This window comes from Aliiglaciecola sp. CAU 1673 (assembly GCF_029223185.1).
GTDB lineage: Bacteria > Pseudomonadota > Gammaproteobacteria > Enterobacterales > Alteromonadaceae > Bowmanella.
In genome coordinates, this window is sequence record NZ_JARHUG010000007.1 from 1 (window position 1) to 16,083 (window position 16,083).

The 16,083-nt window shown below is 50.4% G+C and carries 19 protein-coding genes; 10 read left to right on the forward strand and 9 right to left on the reverse strand.

What is annotated here, in order from left to right; genetic code table 11:
- On the forward strand, window positions 1-277 hold a 277-nt coding region (locus P2G88_RS08030), incomplete at its 5' end, for a hypothetical protein (protein ID WP_275795332.1).
- 140 nt (window positions 278-417) lie between these two features.
- Here P2G88_RS08030 and pssA read toward each other — a convergent pair.
- The 4 genes from pssA to rluD form a co-directional block, all read right to left on the reverse strand.
- The gene (pssA, locus tag P2G88_RS08035) at window positions 418-1,218 is read right to left on the reverse strand and encodes a CDP-diacylglycerol--serine O-phosphatidyltransferase (RefSeq protein WP_275795334.1); all 801 of its coding nucleotides are present in this window, start codon (window positions 1,216-1,218) and stop codon (window positions 418-420) included.
- Between the two features lie 182 nt (window positions 1,219-1,400).
- Window positions 1,401-3,971: an ATP-dependent chaperone ClpB gene (gene clpB / locus P2G88_RS08040; RefSeq protein ID WP_275795335.1), complete on the reverse strand. Its 2,571-nt coding sequence runs from the start codon at window positions 3,969-3,971 to the stop codon at window positions 1,401-1,403.
- 113 nt (window positions 3,972-4,084) lie between these two features.
- Window positions 4,085-4,822 (reverse strand): peptidoglycan editing factor PgeF, encoded by a 738-nt coding sequence (gene pgeF / locus P2G88_RS08045; RefSeq protein ID WP_275795336.1) that lies wholly within the window; start codon window positions 4,820-4,822, stop codon window positions 4,085-4,087.
- Entirely contained in the window at window positions 4,803-5,777 is a 975-nt protein-coding gene (gene rluD, locus P2G88_RS08050) for a 23S rRNA pseudouridine(1911/1915/1917) synthase RluD (RefSeq protein WP_275795548.1), read from the reverse strand. The genes pgeF and rluD overlap by 20 nt, the downstream gene beginning before the upstream one ends.
- A 202-nt stretch (window positions 5,778-5,979) precedes the next feature.
- On the opposite strand from rluD, the gene P2G88_RS08055 reads away from it, so the two are divergent.
- On the forward strand, window positions 5,980-6,744 hold the full coding sequence (locus P2G88_RS08055) for an outer membrane protein assembly factor BamD (RefSeq protein ID WP_275795338.1): 765 nt from the start codon (window positions 5,980-5,982) through the stop codon (window positions 6,742-6,744).
- A gap of 71 nt (window positions 6,745-6,815) precedes the next feature.
- Here P2G88_RS08055 and P2G88_RS08060 read toward each other — a convergent pair whose 3' ends face one another.
- The 3 genes from P2G88_RS08060 to P2G88_RS08070 are packed head-to-tail and all read right to left on the reverse strand — an operon-like array spanning window position 6,816 to window position 8,723.
- Window positions 6,816-7,478 carry a ChrR family anti-sigma-E factor gene (locus tag P2G88_RS08060; RefSeq protein ID WP_275795340.1) on the reverse strand — a complete coding sequence of 221 codons (663 nt, stop codon included), beginning with the start codon at window positions 7,476-7,478 and terminating at the stop codon, window positions 6,816-6,818.
- Entirely contained in the window at window positions 7,471-8,085 is a 615-nt protein-coding gene (locus tag P2G88_RS08065; protein WP_275795341.1) for a sigma-70 family RNA polymerase sigma factor, read from the reverse strand. The genes P2G88_RS08060 and P2G88_RS08065 overlap by 8 nt, the downstream gene beginning before the upstream one ends.
- 56 nt (window positions 8,086-8,141) lie before the next feature.
- Window positions 8,142-8,723: an LON peptidase substrate-binding domain-containing protein gene (locus tag P2G88_RS08070; RefSeq protein WP_275795342.1), complete on the reverse strand. Its 582-nt coding sequence runs from the start codon at window positions 8,721-8,723 to the stop codon at window positions 8,142-8,144.
- A gap of 151 nt (window positions 8,724-8,874) precedes the next feature.
- On the opposite strand from P2G88_RS08070, the gene P2G88_RS08075 reads away from it, so the two are divergent.
- The 8 genes from P2G88_RS08075 to P2G88_RS08110 are packed head-to-tail and all read left to right on the forward strand — an operon-like array spanning window position 8,875 to window position 14,886.
- Window positions 8,875-9,363, forward strand: a complete 489-nt coding sequence (locus P2G88_RS08075; protein ID WP_275795343.1) for a nuclear transport factor 2 family protein — start codon at window positions 8,875-8,877, stop codon at window positions 9,361-9,363.
- Window positions 9,360-10,073, forward strand: coding sequence for an SDR family NAD(P)-dependent oxidoreductase (locus P2G88_RS08080; protein ID WP_275795344.1), 714 nt, complete (start codon window positions 9,360-9,362; stop codon window positions 10,071-10,073). The genes P2G88_RS08075 and P2G88_RS08080 overlap by 4 nt, the downstream gene beginning before the upstream one ends.
- Window positions 10,073-11,335 carry an FAD-dependent oxidoreductase gene (locus P2G88_RS08085; protein ID WP_275795345.1) on the forward strand — a complete coding sequence of 421 codons (1,263 nt, stop codon included), beginning with the start codon at window positions 10,073-10,075 and terminating at the stop codon, window positions 11,333-11,335. Before P2G88_RS08080 ends, P2G88_RS08085 begins: the two co-directional genes overlap by 1 nt.
- Window positions 11,332-12,066 carry a DUF1365 domain-containing protein gene (locus P2G88_RS08090; RefSeq protein ID WP_275795347.1) on the forward strand — a complete coding sequence of 245 codons (735 nt, stop codon included), beginning with the start codon at window positions 11,332-11,334 and terminating at the stop codon, window positions 12,064-12,066. The genes P2G88_RS08085 and P2G88_RS08090 overlap by 4 nt, the downstream gene beginning before the upstream one ends.
- Window positions 12,053-13,309: a cyclopropane-fatty-acyl-phospholipid synthase family protein gene (locus P2G88_RS08095; RefSeq protein WP_275795348.1), complete on the forward strand. Its 1,257-nt coding sequence runs from the start codon at window positions 12,053-12,055 to the stop codon at window positions 13,307-13,309. The genes P2G88_RS08090 and P2G88_RS08095 overlap by 14 nt, the downstream gene beginning before the upstream one ends.
- Entirely contained in the window at window positions 13,290-13,814 is a 525-nt protein-coding gene (locus P2G88_RS08100) for a DUF2878 domain-containing protein (RefSeq protein WP_275795350.1), read from the forward strand. The genes P2G88_RS08095 and P2G88_RS08100 overlap by 20 nt, the downstream gene beginning before the upstream one ends.
- The gene (locus P2G88_RS08105) at window positions 13,811-14,329 is read left to right on the forward strand and encodes a chalcone isomerase family protein (RefSeq protein ID WP_275795352.1); all 519 of its coding nucleotides are present in this window, start codon (window positions 13,811-13,813) and stop codon (window positions 14,327-14,329) included. The genes P2G88_RS08100 and P2G88_RS08105 overlap by 4 nt, the downstream gene beginning before the upstream one ends.
- Entirely contained in the window at window positions 14,326-14,886 is a 561-nt protein-coding gene (locus tag P2G88_RS08110) for a DUF3833 domain-containing protein (RefSeq protein ID WP_275795353.1), read from the forward strand. Before P2G88_RS08105 ends, P2G88_RS08110 begins: the two co-directional genes overlap by 4 nt.
- A 4-nt stretch (window positions 14,887-14,890) precedes the next feature.
- Here the strand turns inward: P2G88_RS08110 and glnB are convergent, their stop codons facing one another.
- Window positions 14,891-15,229 carry a nitrogen regulatory protein P-II gene (gene glnB, locus P2G88_RS08115; RefSeq protein WP_275795354.1) on the reverse strand — a complete coding sequence of 113 codons (339 nt, stop codon included), beginning with the start codon at window positions 15,227-15,229 and terminating at the stop codon, window positions 14,891-14,893.
- Window positions 15,230-15,240: 11 nt separating this feature from the next.
- On the reverse strand, window positions 15,241-16,077 hold the full coding sequence (gene nadE, locus P2G88_RS08120; RefSeq protein WP_275795355.1) for an ammonia-dependent NAD(+) synthetase: 837 nt from the start codon (window positions 16,075-16,077) through the stop codon (window positions 15,241-15,243).
- Window positions 16,078-16,083: the final 6 nt, after the last annotated feature.

Here is a 16,083-nt window from a genome sequence, read left to right on the forward strand (position 1 = left end):
AATTGTTAAAGAGCTGTGCCTGTTCAGGCGGCTTGATTCGTTCCGTAGAACCTCTCTCAAGCGGGACGCGCATTCTACGTCATCCCTCGTCTGTGTCAAGCAACTTTTTTATCTTTTCGTTGCTCGCCTCTCCCTGACTTATCCCCCGATCCTGACCCTCCTGGTCTGCCCGGCTTCGCCTGTCTGGCTTGCCGTTCGAAGTGGAGCGCATTGTACGCACCGGACAAAAGAGATCAAGGGCTTTTTTATAAAAATGATGCGTTCGGGTGTTTTTTAAACAAAAGTACGATAAAGCCGACGCTTATACAGTAGAAAAGAGCCATTTGGCTGATAGCAAAGTGAAAAATCGAAGGAAACAGAGGTAGAGCGGCTAGCCGGGCGTGTACCCTGCCCGGCTGTTTTTATATAAGACGGCGATTATTGCTCGCTGCTTTTATCCTTCTTCTCTTCTGGCTTAGCAAAATCCGCGTCGTCATGTTCATCGGTATCACCGACCACATGCTCCAAACGTACCTTATCGACACTCCTGAAGGTATTGATAGGGCCGGCAATGGCATATAGAAGAAAAGCAATAAACAGCACTAAGGACGGTTCGGTGGCAACAATCACGAAAACCAGCATCACCACCAACAAAGCCACAAAAGGCACTTTGCCGTGGAAATGGATTTCCTTAAACGAATTGTATTTAAAGTTACTGACCATCAGTAAGCCGGCTGCGCCGGTCAATAACGCAACAAGCGGACCGAAGTCATGGCCATTAATATCGTATTCTACGCCTACCCATACCAAGCCTGCCGTTAACGCCGCAGCCGCCGGGCTGGCCAGTCCCTGGAAGTAACGCTTATCGACCACGGCAATATTGGTATTAAAGCGGGCCAAACGCAGTGCCGCGCCGGCAACATAGATAAAGGCGGCTAACCAACCCAATTTTCCCAATTCGCTGAGTCCCCAGGTGTAGGAGACCAAAGCGGGTGCCACACCGAAAGACACCATATCGGACATGGAGTCGTATTCGGCCCCAAACTTACTTTGAGTATTGGTCATACGGGCGACCCGTCCATCGAGACCATCGAAAATCATGGCCACAAAGATGGCAACGGCAGCGGCTTCAAAGCGGCCGTTCATGGCTGACACAATGGCAAAGAAGCCGGAAAAGAGTCCGCCGGTGGTCAGCAGGTTGGGCAGAAGATAAATGCCACGGTGTTTGGAATCTGTCATTAAGATCACCCTGTAAAGAAGATGCGGGGAACATAACACAGTGCCGTTATTGAAGAAATCACTGTGCGGTCAATGAGTAAGGCAAAATTGCTACAACACATTTTAGTGTTTACTCGAACCAAGTCCATCGAGTAAGGGCTGGGGCCACAAAGAATAAGGCCGGCTCATCGCCGGCCATGCTCCTATTTGATCACAAAGCCCTGCTCATCGGTATCGATATGGATAGTCGAATCTGGCAGGATTTGCCCCGAGAGCAATTGCTGCGCCAGTGGGTTTTCGATTTGGTGCTGAATAGCCCGCTTAAGCGGCCTTGCACCATATACAGGATCGAAACCGGCATCGGCCAGGCGATCCAGCGCCTGTTGAGTCAGCTCCAGCTGATAGCCTTTGTCAGCCAAACGCGCCTTAAGCGACGCCAACTGGATCTGGGCAATGGCTTTGATCTGTTCATGGCCCAGCGGATGGAATACCACGGTATCGTCGATACGGTTGATAAACTCTGGTCGGAAATTCTGACCAACCACGGCCATCACCATTGACTTCATTTCCTCGTACTGACTCTCGGCATGCTTATCCTGGATAATGTCAGAGCCAAGGTTAGAGGTCATGATCACCACCGTATTCTTGAAATCCACGGTGCGGCCCTGACCGTCGGTTAAACGACCATCATCCAATACCTGCAAGAGAATATTGAACACATCGGGATGGGCTTTTTCTACTTCATCCAGCAGGATCACAGAGTAAGGCTTACGGCGCACCGCTTCGGTCAGATAGCCACCTTCCTCATAGCCTACATAGCCAGGAGGAGCGCCGACCAAACGGGATACCGAATGCTTCTCCATAAATTCCGACATATCGATACGCACCATGGCATCCTGGGTATCGAATAAAAACTCTGCCAGGGCTTTGCAAAGCTCGGTTTTACCCACGCCAGTGGGACCTAAGAACAAGAAAGAACCAATGGGACGATTCGGATCGGCAAGCCCGGCGCGGGAGCGACGAATGGCGTTGGAGACCACGCTCACTGCCTCATCTTGCCCCACTACCCTGCCGTGCAATGCCTCTTCCATACGCAAAAGCTTATCGCGCTCACCTTCAAGCATCTTGGCTACCGGAATGCCCGTCCAGCGCGATAGCACATAGGCAATCTCGGCATCGGTGACTTTGTTTTTCAGCAGGCGGGTTTCCTGATTCTGCAATTCATCGGCTTTTTCCAGCTTGCGCTCAAGCTCTGGGATACGGCCGTACTGTAGTTCGGACATGCGATTGAGGTCACCGGCACGGCGGGCAATTTCCAAATCCAGCTTGGCTTGCTCCAGCTCAGATTTAATATGCTGGGTGCCCTGCATGGCCTCTTTCTCGGCATTCCACAGGGTTTCCTGCTCTTTAAACTTAAATTCCAGCTGCTCACGCTCTTGTTCAATCAGTTCAAGGCGCTTATGGCTGGCGTCGTCAGTTTCTTTGGCCAGCGCATTCTCTTCCAGTTTGAGCTGGATAATGCGCCGCTCAAGCCTGTCCATTTCCTCCGGCTTGGAGTCGATTTGCAGGCGGATACTGGAAGCGGCCTCATCAATCAGGTCGATGGCCTTATCCGGCAGCTGTCTGTCACTGATATAGCGATGGGACAAGGAGGCCGCGGCAACGATAGCCGGGTCGGTAATATCCACCGAATGGTGCAACTCATAGCGCTCTTTCAAACCACGCAAGATGGCAATGGTGTCCTCGACTGTGGGCTCATCCACCAGCACCTTCTGGAAACGGCGCTCAAGAGCGGCATCTTTTTCGATGTATTTGCGGTATTCATCCAAGGTAGTGGCGCCCACGCAGTGCAATTCACCGCGGGCCAAAGCCGGCTTTAGCATATTGCCGGCATCCATAGCCCCCTCGCCTTTGCCGGCGCCGACCATGGTATGTAGCTCATCAATAAAGAGGATTACCCGGCCTTCTTCTTTAGCCAATTCATTAAGTACGGCCTTGAGGCGCTCTTCAAACTCGCCACGGTATTTGGCACCGGCCACCAGCGCGCCCATATCCAGTGCCAGCACACGTTTGTCTTTGAGGCCTTCAGGCACTTCACCGTTGACGATACGTTGGGCTAAGCCTTCTACAATGGCGGTTTTACCCACACCAGGCTCCCCAATCAGAACGGGGTTATTCTTGGTACGACGTTGCAGCACCTGAATTGTACGGCGGATCTCCTCATCACGGCCAATGACCGGATCCAGTTTGCCCTGTTCGGCACGCTCGGTGAGATCCGTAGTGAATTTTTCCAGGGCTTGGCGCACATCTTCGGCGTTGGGATCGGTGACCTTCTGGCCACCACGCAGCTTATCAATGGCCTGCTCGACCTTTTGTTCAGTCAGGCCCAGTTGACGTAGGATCTCCCCAAGGCGTCCTTTGTCTTGCAAAGAGGCCAGCACAAACAATTCCGAAGTGATGTAATCGTCTTTGCGCTTTTGCGCAATCTTGTCGCACAGGTTTAAGAGTACTGCAGTGTCTTTACCGAGCTGCACATCGCCGCCGATACCCTGTACTTTGGGCATGCGCTCCAAGAGTTCAGATAAAGCCGAGCGCAGCGCGTTATTATTAATGCCGGCCTGCTCCATCAGCGGGCGTACTGAGCCGCCTTCCTGATTAAGCAGTGCCATCATTAAATGGGCAGGCTCGATATATTGATGGTCACGGCCCAATGCCAAAGACTGGGCATCAGAGATGGCCATCTGAAACTTGCTGGTCATTTTGTCCAAACGCATGGAGATCCCCCAAGAATGTCGTTACTGACATAGTTATGGGTATGAAATGACATGGATTCAAGTACAAGAGGGTTGATCCCGGTTGCGCTGGATCAACAAAGTGTTTGGTAAGCTTAAGCGCGGCTTTCCAGCCAGATAACCGACGCCATGCGCCCGGTTTGGCCATCACGCCGATAAGAAAAAAACTTCTCTTTCTCTGTGAAGGTACAGAATTGGCCGCCGTAAATATCCATTAGCCCGAGACGCGCGAGTCTGGCTTTTGCCAGCTGATAAATATCAGCAAGGTATTTACCTGCTGCAGGTAAGGGCGAAAAAGCGGCACTATCCTCGGGGAATGCGGCTTTCACATCCTCTCCCACTTTAAACGCCTGAGGGCCAATGGCTGGTCCCAGCCAAGCCAGATAATCAACAGGTTTGCCAGGGAGTTTGGCAAGGGTCTCTTCGAGAATGGATGATGCCAGACCGCGCCAACCACAGTGCACAGCGGCGACCGCCAAGGCGTCTTTGTGACATAACAATACCGGCAGGCAATCTGCGGTCATCACTGCACAGCTGACGTGGTTGTCACGCGTAAAGCTGGCATCGGCCGCTGGCTCAGCTCTCTCACCAGGTTTAAGTTCAACCGCCTGATTACCATGCACCTGATTCAACCAAATGATTTGCTGATTCTCAGGCAAAAGCCCACGATTTCTGGCGACGGCGTCAACGTTGTCGCCCACGTGAGCACCCAAATTCAGGCTTTCATAGGGGCCAAAGCTGACCCCGCCTGTGCGTAAGGTAGAAAAGGCCTTCACCGCTTTGGGCGCAGGCCAATCAGGAATAATCAGAGACTCAGTCCCAATCTGCTTCATGCTGATCAGAATCCTGCTTAAGCACCTTTAATAAGTGCACCATATCCTCTGGTAAGGGTGCCTGCCAGCTTAGCCACTCACCCGTGATAGGATGAGCCAGCTCCAACTGAGCAGCATGCAGTGCCTGGCGACGGAAGTTACGCAAGGTATCGCGAAGCTCCTCACTGGCCGATTTGGGTGGACGGGGGCGTCCGCCATAGAGAGGGTCACCAACAATAGGGTGATGCAGATACGCCATATGCACACGAATTTGGTGAGTACGGCCGGTTTCCAGTTTCAGGCGCAAATGGGTATGAGCGCGAAACTTCTTCATCACACGATAGTGAGTCACGGCCGGTTTGCCGGTAGCCCTTACCGCCATGCTGGTACGTTTGGAGTCGTGTCGGCCAATGGGTTCATCGATAGTACCACCAGCGACCATGGTGCCGTTGACCACCGCCTCATATTCGCGGCTTATTTCGCGCGCCTGTAATTGGGCAACCAAATGGGTTTGCGCCGGAATAGTCTTAGCCACCACCATCAAGCCGGTAGTGTCTTTGTCCAATCGATGGACAATACCCGCTCTTGGCACAGTGCCGATTTGTGGCACATGATTCAGCAAGGCGTTAAGTAAGGTCCCATGACTATTTCCAGCACCGGGATGCACCACTAAATCAGCCGGCTTGTTGATCACCAGTATATGATCGTCTTCGTACTGGATATCCAATTCGATGGCTTCAGCCTGATGTTGTTGCTGCAACTCGACCTGGGTACGGATTTCTACCTGCTCGCCACCAAATAACTTTTCGCGCGGCTTATCCAGCACCTTGCCGTCCAATGTCACCTGACCGGCCAAAATCCACTCTTTTAGGCGTGAACGGGAATAATCGGGGAACAAATCGGCTAAAGCCTGATCTAAGCGCTTGCCTATCAAGTAGTCAGGGACGATGGCGTTTAATTCAATATTTTCATGCATGATTAGGGGATCGAACAAAGGATTATCAAGTGCATAGCCACCTACAGTCGGGTAGAATGCCGGAACTTAGCAGGCAATTAAGCTTAACCTGGCACTATTCTAACGGATTTTTGCCTGGGCTCCTCCTGTAAATCAGAGAATCTTTGCGAAATTGCGGGGATGGGGCCTGAAATCGGACAAATAAGAGCGTTTTGCGAACCATATGAATAACAGACATCTAAAATATACCCTTCTTATCGGCGCCGCTTTGGTGCTGGGTGCTTGCTCGTCCTCTCCGGATGATGAAGATATAGCCTTGGCGAACCAAGGCCCCCAAATGCTTTACGATAAGGCCAAAGAAAACCTGGCTAATGGCAACTTTAATGGCGCGGCGAAAACATTAAGCACCCTGGACTCCAGATATCCATTTGGTCCTTATTCTCATCAGGTCCAGCTGGATCTGATCTATGCCTACTACAAAACCAATGATCAAGACCAGGCGTTAGCCGCCATCGACAGATTTATTCGTCTAAACCCCAATCATTCCGATGTAGACTACGTGTATTACATGCGTGGACTGGTCAACATGGATGCAGAGTCAAACCTGTTTCAGGATCTGATGGGTATCGACAGAGCCGACCGTGACCCTACTAAATCGCGGGAAGCCTTTAACGACTTTCGCCAACTGATTGAGAAGTTTCCAGACAGCAAGTACGCCCCGGATGCGCAAAAGCGCATGGTTTATATCAAAAACCGTTTGGCCAAATATGAGCTGGCCATTGCGCGCTATTATATGAAACGCCAAGCCTATGTGGCGGCAGCTAACCGTGGAAAGTATGTATTGGAAAATTTTCAGGATACGCCGCATTTGCAGGAAGCCCTGGAGCTGATGGTGGAATGTTACGAACAATTGAAGTTACCGGAACTGAAAGAACATACACTGCGTACACTCAAGCTTAATTTCCCCAACAGCCAATACACCGGCTAGGCTGTTGTTCCCATCATTGCTGCGAAGGTAATATGCGGATAGAGAAAACGCGCCGTTTGGCGCGTTTTTTATTACTTGAAAAAAAGATGACTAAAAGGATTGAGCAACCTGGCCCAACCGGACGTAAAATGCAGAGGTTTGTCGACAATACTAAATACAAGACAACCTTCTTCTACGTCAGAGCGCGGAGCGTGGGTATGCTCGGCGCCCAAACTCAAGAAATCACCGGTTTCGTAAGTCCCAACGCCGTCAGAAAACTCACCGTCGAGAACCAACGTCAGCTCTGAACCTCTGTGGGTGTGCTCTGGCACACTGCCTCCGTTTTCCATATAGATGAAGTCCGCTCTGCCCTGGGCGCCCAAATCTACCTTGGCCTGCCACAGCTTGCCTACGGTGTGAGACCAACTGTCAACCTTGGACGCATAGCGTTGCAATGCGCGAGGCAACTTGAACTCTCGCCCATCCAGTGTCAAAACCTGGTGAGTTGGCGCTACAGACTCCCCCTGTTGCTGAGGCAACCTGGTGATGTTTTGCAACATGAGGTCAAATGCTTCATCGGTCTGTGCGCTGTGGGCAAATGCTTTTTCTGCCAGGCAATCTTCTTGAGCGCGAGTCAACTGACGACATCTTGGACACATATCCACATGCGCCGACAGTATAAGCGCCTGAGCAGGAGAACAATTGCCCGCTGCAAAAGCCGATAACAATTCGTGGGTTGGATGGTGCTTAATCATCTTGATCCAACATCTCCTTTAAACGTTGCAACGCCAGCCTGGTTCGAGACTTAACGGTGCCAAGCGGAATTTCTAGTTCGTCAGCCACTTCCTGTTGTGATTTTCCATGCACATAGATGGCCTCTATGACCTTACGTTGTTTATCAGGGAGAGACTCGAAAAGACTCCCTACCTGATCAAGGGTAATCTGATAATCCAGGCTTTGTTCACCGGGAGCCGCCGTTTGTTCGCACAATACCGGCCACAGGTCTTCAGCACAGATGTCTTCCTTGCGATTCTGCTGTTTGCGAAGCATATCGAAGCGGATATTACGGGCGATGGTGAAAATCCAGGTGGAGGCACTACCTTTCTCTGCATTGAACAAGTGTGCCTTTTGCCATACGTTAGACAGAGTATCTTGCACCAATTCCATGGCCACGGCTTCGTTGCCAGTCTGCTTTAGCGCATAAGCTCGCAGCCTGGGCGCAAAATAACCAAACAGGCGGGAAAAAGCTTGCTTGCAGCGTTCGGATGCGACCGTTTGCAACAGCGCTGACATTTCGTCAGCGACGTTGTCAGGGTCGATGCCCCGAGCTTGTCTGTCTTCCACTGAAATTCCAACTAGCATCGTCTCAGTACCTGAATTAAGTGTACGTTAGTTTACGGGGCGAGCGAAGAATTGGATCACTCCATGATTTGATTCAGGAACTCCAGCATCTGCCCATAATCCTGATTGGCCAATAATTGCTGTTTGTATTCGGCCTCGACAGGCAAAAGTTCCAGCCAGCGGAACACCACCCACTGAGGATCTTCAAAACTTGGATTGTCATAAAGGCTGGTGAGATCTGGAAAATGACTGAAAACCTCTTTCAATTTGTCAGACAGAGGGGCGATGTTTGGCAAACACAGGTCGCTATACCAATCCCTTAAATGTATACACTGACCGACCCTGAGCTCGTCTTGCTCTGTTGTGATTTCTTTCACCACGAAGCATTCCTGACCTTCTACCGTGATCCCCAATAATCCGTCGGGAAGCTGATCGAAGTCGATGACTCGTACCTTAGTGCCAATTGGGAAGATATGGCTGTTGTCAGCTTTAGAACCTTTGGGGTTCAGCATGCAAACGCCGAACTGCCGACCTTGAGCGCAGGCCTCCTTGACCATGCGCACATAGCGAGGCTCAAAAATCCTTAGCGCAAGCCTGCCGCCCGGCAAAACGTGGGCAGATAAGGGGAACAGGGCAATTTCAAAGGTGTTGTCTTGCAAAATAGCTAACAGGTTTTTGAATCATGCCCTTTTTACGCACAGGGCCCAGGAATGGATCGCAGTTATTTTAGTTTGCATCTTTGTCAGGCAATGATCCTAAACTAACAAAAAACGTATGGTAAAGAACCGGTTAAATAAGGGTGAGCTAAGAATGAAGGCGATAGCGCCAGTATCTGAAGTGGAAAATCAGCACATACACAAAGATCAGGATGCTAAGTTCGCAACGCTCCCCTGCTTTATTGACTTCTATGGTGAGCTTTCCGCAGACAGCATCGGCAAGCTTTCTCAATTGTATAGCAACAACATCGAATTCGTTGACCCTGTTAAGACACATAAGGGGCTTCATGCGTTGTCGACGTACTTCGACAACCTGCTGGAGAACTGTGAGTTTTGTCGTTTTGACATTCATAGCGTAGACACCGCCTCATGCAGTTATTTTGTGCAGTGGCAGATGCATTTCTGCCACAAGAGGCTCAATGGCGGACAGAAGATCACTATCGATGGTATCAGCCAGGTAAAAGAAGCTGCCGGAAAAGTCGTTTATCAGCGCGACTACTATGACCTTGGCGCCATGCTGTATGAGCATGTTCCCCTGTTAGGTGCCGGGGTGAGAGTGCTTAAGAAAAGGTTAGTGCAATGAAACGCATGCTGATCACCGGCGCCACCTCAGGTATAGGCCTGGCACTGACCAAACTCGCTTGTGAGCGCGGATACAAGGTAATTGCCTGTGGCCGCAACAAAGACAAGTTAGAAACGTTGAAAGCAGAACTGGACATTGAAGTGCTCAGTTTTGACGTCACCGACAAAGCGACTTGCCGACAAGCCCTGAGCACTGTTCAGGCTGATATCTTTGTCCTCAATGCAGGCACCTGTGAATACCTTGACGTCGATGCATGGGACTCAGCACTGTTTACCCGCGTCTTCGATACTAACTTTTTCGGCGTGGTGTATTGTCTCGACGCTCTCGTTCCCAAACTAAAAAGCGGAAATCAATTGGTACTGGTAGATAGCCTGGCGCGCCTTTTGCCCTTTACCAAGGCTCAAGCCTATGGTGCCAGTAAAGCCGCAGTGCATTATCTGGCCAGAAGCCTGGAGGTGGATCTTGAGGGGCGCGGCATCAAGGTACAAACCGTGTCGCCAGGCTTTGTAAAGACACCCCTTACCGATAAAAACAGCTTTGAAATGCCCATGCGAATCGACGCAGATCAGGCAGCCAATAGTCTGCTAAACGGTATTGAAAAGGGCAAACGCCAAATCTGTTTCCCCTTTGTGTTCTCCACCTTTATCAGGCTGTTGGCACTGTTACCCGAAGCCTGGCAGATCAGTTTATGTAAAAGGATGAAAGTCTGATGTCGCAACGTATTGCCATTATCGGCAGTGGTATTTCAGGGCTGGTCTGTGCGCATTTGCTGCACAAAAATAATGCTGTTCAGGTGTTTGAAGCCAATGACTATATTGGCGGCCATACACACACTGTGGATGTACAAGATGAAGAGGGTAAGGAACAAGCAGTAGACACGGGCTTTATCGTATTTAACGACTGGACCTACCCTAACTTTATTAAGCTGATGGACAAACTAGACGTGGCCCGCCAGCCCACGCAGATGAGTTTCAGTGTGACTAATGAAAAACAGAATTTGGAATACAACGGTCATACTCTTAATACCTTGTTCGCACAGCGCCGCAACCTGCTGCGCCCCCGCTTCTACCGGATGATTGGGGATATTCTGCGGTTTAATAAACTGTGTAAGGCAAGACTAAAAGAGCAAACTTCGCTGCATATCAGTCTTGGCGAGTTTCTGGATGAACATGGTTTTGGCGAGACCTTCGTCCACAACTACATTTTGCCGATGTGTGCCGCTATTTGGTCGTCAAGCCTGGAGGATGTCAGAGCCTTTTCGCTGCATTTCTTCCTCGAGTTTTTCGAAAACCACGGGCTGTTGAATATCGTTAACCGGCCACAATGGTACACACTGATTGGTGGCTCCAGAGCTTATATCGCTCCCATGATTAAGGGCTTCGAGGATAAGGTTCTGCTGAATAGTCCGGTCACCCAAGTAGCCAGGGAGGGTAAGGGTTGGACGGTCAGTGCAAAGAACCAACCTACCCAACAATTCGATCAGGTGATTTTCGCCTGTCACAGCGACCAGGCACTGGCCATGCTTGAGCAGCCTACAACGGCGCAAAAAGAGATATTGTCGGCCCTGCCCTATGCTCAAAATGAGGTGGTGCTGCACCGGGATCTAAAGCAGCTACCCAAGCGCAAGCTCGCCTGGGCCAGTTGGAACTACCAGCTCAGGGGCGATGGGACGGATAAGAAGTGCCCACCCACTGTGACCTACAACATGAATATTCTGCAACGGTTACAAAGCGACACCACATTCTGCGTGAGCTTAAACAATCCCGACATCGCTTCAGACAAGCGCCTGATGCAGTTTGAGTATGCTCATCCGCAGTTTAGCCAGCGCAGCAAAGTGGCTCAGCAGCGGCGTAGTGAAATCTGCGGCCACGATGGCTTACACTTTTGCGGTGCCTATTGGTACAACGGTTTTCATGAAGATGGAGTGCGCAGTGCATTGGATGTCTGCGAACGTTTTGGAGAGCGTTTGTGACTGAGCATGCTATTTACACGGGACGGGTTTGGCATGCCCGCCATCAGCCCACCGTCCACCGCTTCAGCTACAAAATGAGCCTGTTTTGGCTGGACCTGGACGATCTGGACAGTTTGTCGTCCACACCCGGACTCTCTGCTGCCCGCTGGGCACCAGTGCAATTTAAACGTGATGACTATCTGACCAATCCCGAGTTACCGCTTGGTCAAGTCGCTATAGAGCGTATGTCGGCGCTGGCGGGCAAACCGCTTAAAGGAAAAGTGTTTCTGCTTGGGCAACTGCGGCTACTTGGAGTGTATTTCAGCCCGGTGAATTTCTACTACTTACGTCAGGAAAATGGTCACTACAGTCACGCGTTGGCCGAAGTCAGTAATACCCCCTGGAACGAGCGCCACCATTATCTGATTGATTTAGATAACCCCGCAGAGACTGAAAAGGCCTTTCATGTATCGCCCTTTAATCCTATGCAAATGCAATATAAATGGCGCGTCCCACAGCCTGATGATGCCCTGACACTGGGCATCAGTTGCTATCAGGGTAGTCGCCATTTCGATGCGTTGATGAAACTCGATAGACAACCAGTGAACTCAAAAACGTTACGGCGCGTAATGTTAAGCACTATGAGTATTAAGACGGTGCTCGCCATCTATTGGCAAGCACTCAAGCTGTGGATAAAGGGCACGCCCCTGTATACCCATTCGCCGGCAAGGAGATCAGATGCAAAGCAATGAACAGGCGATAACGCTGAGCCAAGAACTGTCACCATGGCAGCGCACCAGTCGCAACATTCTGTTGGCCCTGTTAGGTAGGCTGAACGAAGGCGGCTTGGTGATAGAGGAGCCACAGGGAAACAGCCTGCAGTTTGGTAATAGCCAGAGCGATTTGCAGGCCAGGATCAAAGTCTTGCATCCGGACTTCTACCCCAGGATTTTGCAGGGAGGTAGCATTGGTGCCGGTGAAAGCTATGTTGAGCAGCTGTGGGAGAGTCCAAATCTGACCGCTGTGATTCGTCTTTTTTCACGCAACATGGCGTTGATGGACAGTATCGAAGCACGCTTTGCCTGGCTGTTAAAACCATTGAAGTGGGCGACACAGTGGCGCCAGCGCAACACCAAAAGCCAGGCCAAGAAAAACATCGGTGCCCATTACGATTTAGGTAATGCCCTTTACGAGCGCTTCTTGGACAGCAGTATGATGTACTCTGCTGCGATTTATCCGACTGCCAAAGCTACGTTAGCGGAGGCACAGGCTCACAAACTGAAGGTAATTTGCGACAAGTTACAACTAAGTGAAAATGATCATCTTCTGGAGATTGGCACAGGCTGGGGCAGCCTGGCCATTTTTGCCGCGCAACATTACGGCTGTAAGGTCACCACCACGACTATCTCAGAAGAGCAGTATGCCTATGCCAAAGAGCGCTTGGAGGCGTTGGGCTTGTCTGAGCGCATCAACCTGTTAAAGCAAGATTACCGTCAGCTGTCAGGGCAGTTCGACAAGTTAGTGTCCATCGAGATGATTGAAGCGGTGGGTAAGCAATTTTTGCCTGACTTCTTCAGCCAATGCAGCAAGCTACTAAAGCCTGATGGTTTAATGCTGTTGCAATCCATCACTATCAGCGACCAGCGCTACGACAGCTATAAAGACGATCTGGATTTCATCCAGAAACATATTTTCCCCGGCGGTTTCTTGCCTTCTCAGTTGGTCATCAATCAGTTGCTTAAGTCGCACACCGACATGAACATCCGCGACTGTCAGGACATAGGCTTGGATTACGCCAGGACCCTTAATGATTGGCACAAAGCGCTTTTAAATAACCGTCAGTCGCTGGCTGAAGTCGGCTACGACGAACGTTTTATGCGCTTGTGGCGTTTCTATTTTTGTTACTGCGAGGGGGGATTTCGGGAGAGAGTCATCAGCACGGTACAACTGCTGTTCAGCAAACCTGGATATCGTCATGAGATTTATCGCTGCTAACCGATGGTTTAATGCGGCTTGGTTCCAGTGCTTTTGGTTTCTGGCCATACTGGGCAAGACAACAATGCTCCCCGCGCTCGCTGCATTACTACTACTTCACGTAGTACTGCACAGTCAGCCCATGAGCGAACTTCGAATGATGATTATGGGCGCAGGCTTTGGGCTGCTGATAGATGGCTTGCTAACCAATATGGGGATCTTTGTGTTCGAACCCGCTATTAGTGTGGTGATCCCCTTATGGTTGTTGGGTTTATGGATTGCCTTTTGTGCAACCCTTCGGAATAGTCTGAGCTTTTTACTGAACAAGCCATTGCTTGGGCTTGTGTTAGGCAGTATTACCGGTCCCATGAGTTATCTCGCTGGTATGAAACTGGGCGCGGTCACCTTTGGCCTGCCAATGTTACATACCCTTCTTATCATTTCGGCAATTTGGGCGCTGCTGATGCCCACATTGGCCTTTCTAAGCAAACACATTATGAAACCAGAAAGGGAGTGCATAGCATGAAAAAAGCGCTTCTTAGCTTAATGTTACTCGCAGCGACCATGCCGCTGATGGCATCAGTGATGTCATCCCGGGCCTTATCTGATTTGCAGCTGGTGGGCCAAGCCAAACTTAACGTTCTATTTTGGGAGATTTATCATTCCAGCTTATACAGCGTCGATGGTGAATATCAGCCCGGCCACTATCCGATCGCACTGCGTATCCAGTATCTGCGTGATATCGACGCGCAGGAGTTGGTTGATGCCACCCGGGATGAATGGAAAAAGCAGGGCCTTTCCGAAGATCAGTTCAGCTCCTGGCTAACAACTCTGGCAACTATCTGGCCTGATATACAGGATGGCGATGTACTGCTGCTGCGGGTAGATGAACAGGTTCACAGCCACTTCTACCATAACAGTAAGCCTGTAGGTGAAATTGATGATCCAGATTTCGGCCCTGCGTTTTTGAACATATGGCTGTCTGAAAAAGCCAGCTATCCAAAACTGCGTGCGCAATTGATCGGTAAGGAGGACGAATGAGAAAGCTAATGGCGCTTCCTGTTGTCCTTGGCATAACGGCGTGTTCAGCATCGCTGGAGGATTTCGCGCAAAAGGGTCCGGCTTTTGATTTGCCTGGCTATTTTGATGGTCATATCACTGCCTATGGCATTATCGAAGATTTCAAAGGGCAAATGACCCGGCATTTTTGCGTGGATATTCTGGCCTCCTGGGAAAACAATCAGGGCCAGCTTCATGAAACCTTCTATTTTGATGATGGCGAACAGCAAATCCGTATATGGAAACTGACGGTTGACGAACAAGGAGGGGTTACCGGCACCGCGGGCGATGTGGTGGGTGAGGCCAGTGGCAAGGCTGTCGGCAATGCGTTTAATTGGCAATATGAATTGTCAGTACCCATCGATGGCGAGCCTATGGTTTTTGCCATCGATGACTGGTTGTACAGGCTGGATAAAAACCGCCTGATGAACCGATCCTATATGAAAAAGTTTGGCCTGACCGTGGCCGAGATCTCAATTTTCTTTGATAAGAGTACGAATTTTGTGGGCTGTCCTGCTGCTTCGCAACAGGACAGCTAGCAGATCATACGGCGTCTTCGTTCTCTTCACCGGTACGGATGCGGATAACCCGCTCCACATCATAAATGAAAATCTTGCCATCACCGATTTTGCCGGTCTGAGCCGTTTGCATAATAGCCTCAATGGCACGGTCTGCTTGGTCGTCAGGTAAGACCAAATCGATACGCAGTTTGGGTAAGAAATCCACCTGGTACTCGGCGCCACGATAGAGTTCTGTGTGGCCTTTCTGGCGCCCGAAACCTTTGACTTCGGTGACGGTCATCCCGGTCACCCCCACATCGGCTAGGGCTTCACGCACGTCATCCATCTTAAAGGGTTTGATGATGGCTTCAATTTTCTTCATTGGTGGTAACCTCAGTAATCATCATAAACGGTAGGAATGGGTCTGCGCTTATGTTGGGTGCGCTGGTAAATATACACCAGCTTTTCAGCCACTTCTGGCGCCACATCCTTGCCTTCGAGGAAATCATCTATCTGCTCATAGGTCAGCCCCAAGGCCGATTCATCCGTTTTTTGCGGGCTGAGTGATTCCAAATCGGCGGTAGGTGCCTTGTCGATAATGGTTAAAGGGGCGCCCAGATAATGAGCGATTTGACGAACCTGACGCTTATTTAAGCCAAACAGCGGCGCTAAGTCGCAAGCACCGTCGCCAAACTTGGTGTAAAAGCCGGTGATGTTCTCTGCGGAGTGGTCTGTCCCCAATACCAAACCATCTAACATGCCGGCGATTTCATACTGAATAACCATGCGGGTACGGGCTTTCACATTGCCTTTGACGAAGTCTTTTTTCACTTCATCTTGGGGTAGCAAATTAAGATTACTAAGCGCCGTACAGGTTTGTTCATGGATAGCGTCGGCACCGGGTTGCACGTTGACCGCAATGGCTTTGCTAGGTTTAATAAAATCAATACAGGCCTGAGCATCGGCCTCATCGGCCTGCTGCGAATAAGGTAATCGTACCGCCACAAACTGATAGCGCTCGTGATGCTCTTCATTAAGCTGGTCAACGGCCATTTGCGCCAGTTTACCCAAGGTACAGGAGTCAATCCCGCCGCTGATCCCCAATACCAGTGTATCTAAGCCGGATTGGCGCACGTGGGATTTAATAAAGTTAACCCGACGTGCGATTTCGAATTCCGGATCGATGCTGGGTAACACCCGCATTTCAGCAATAATCGCTTTTACGTCCATACACTC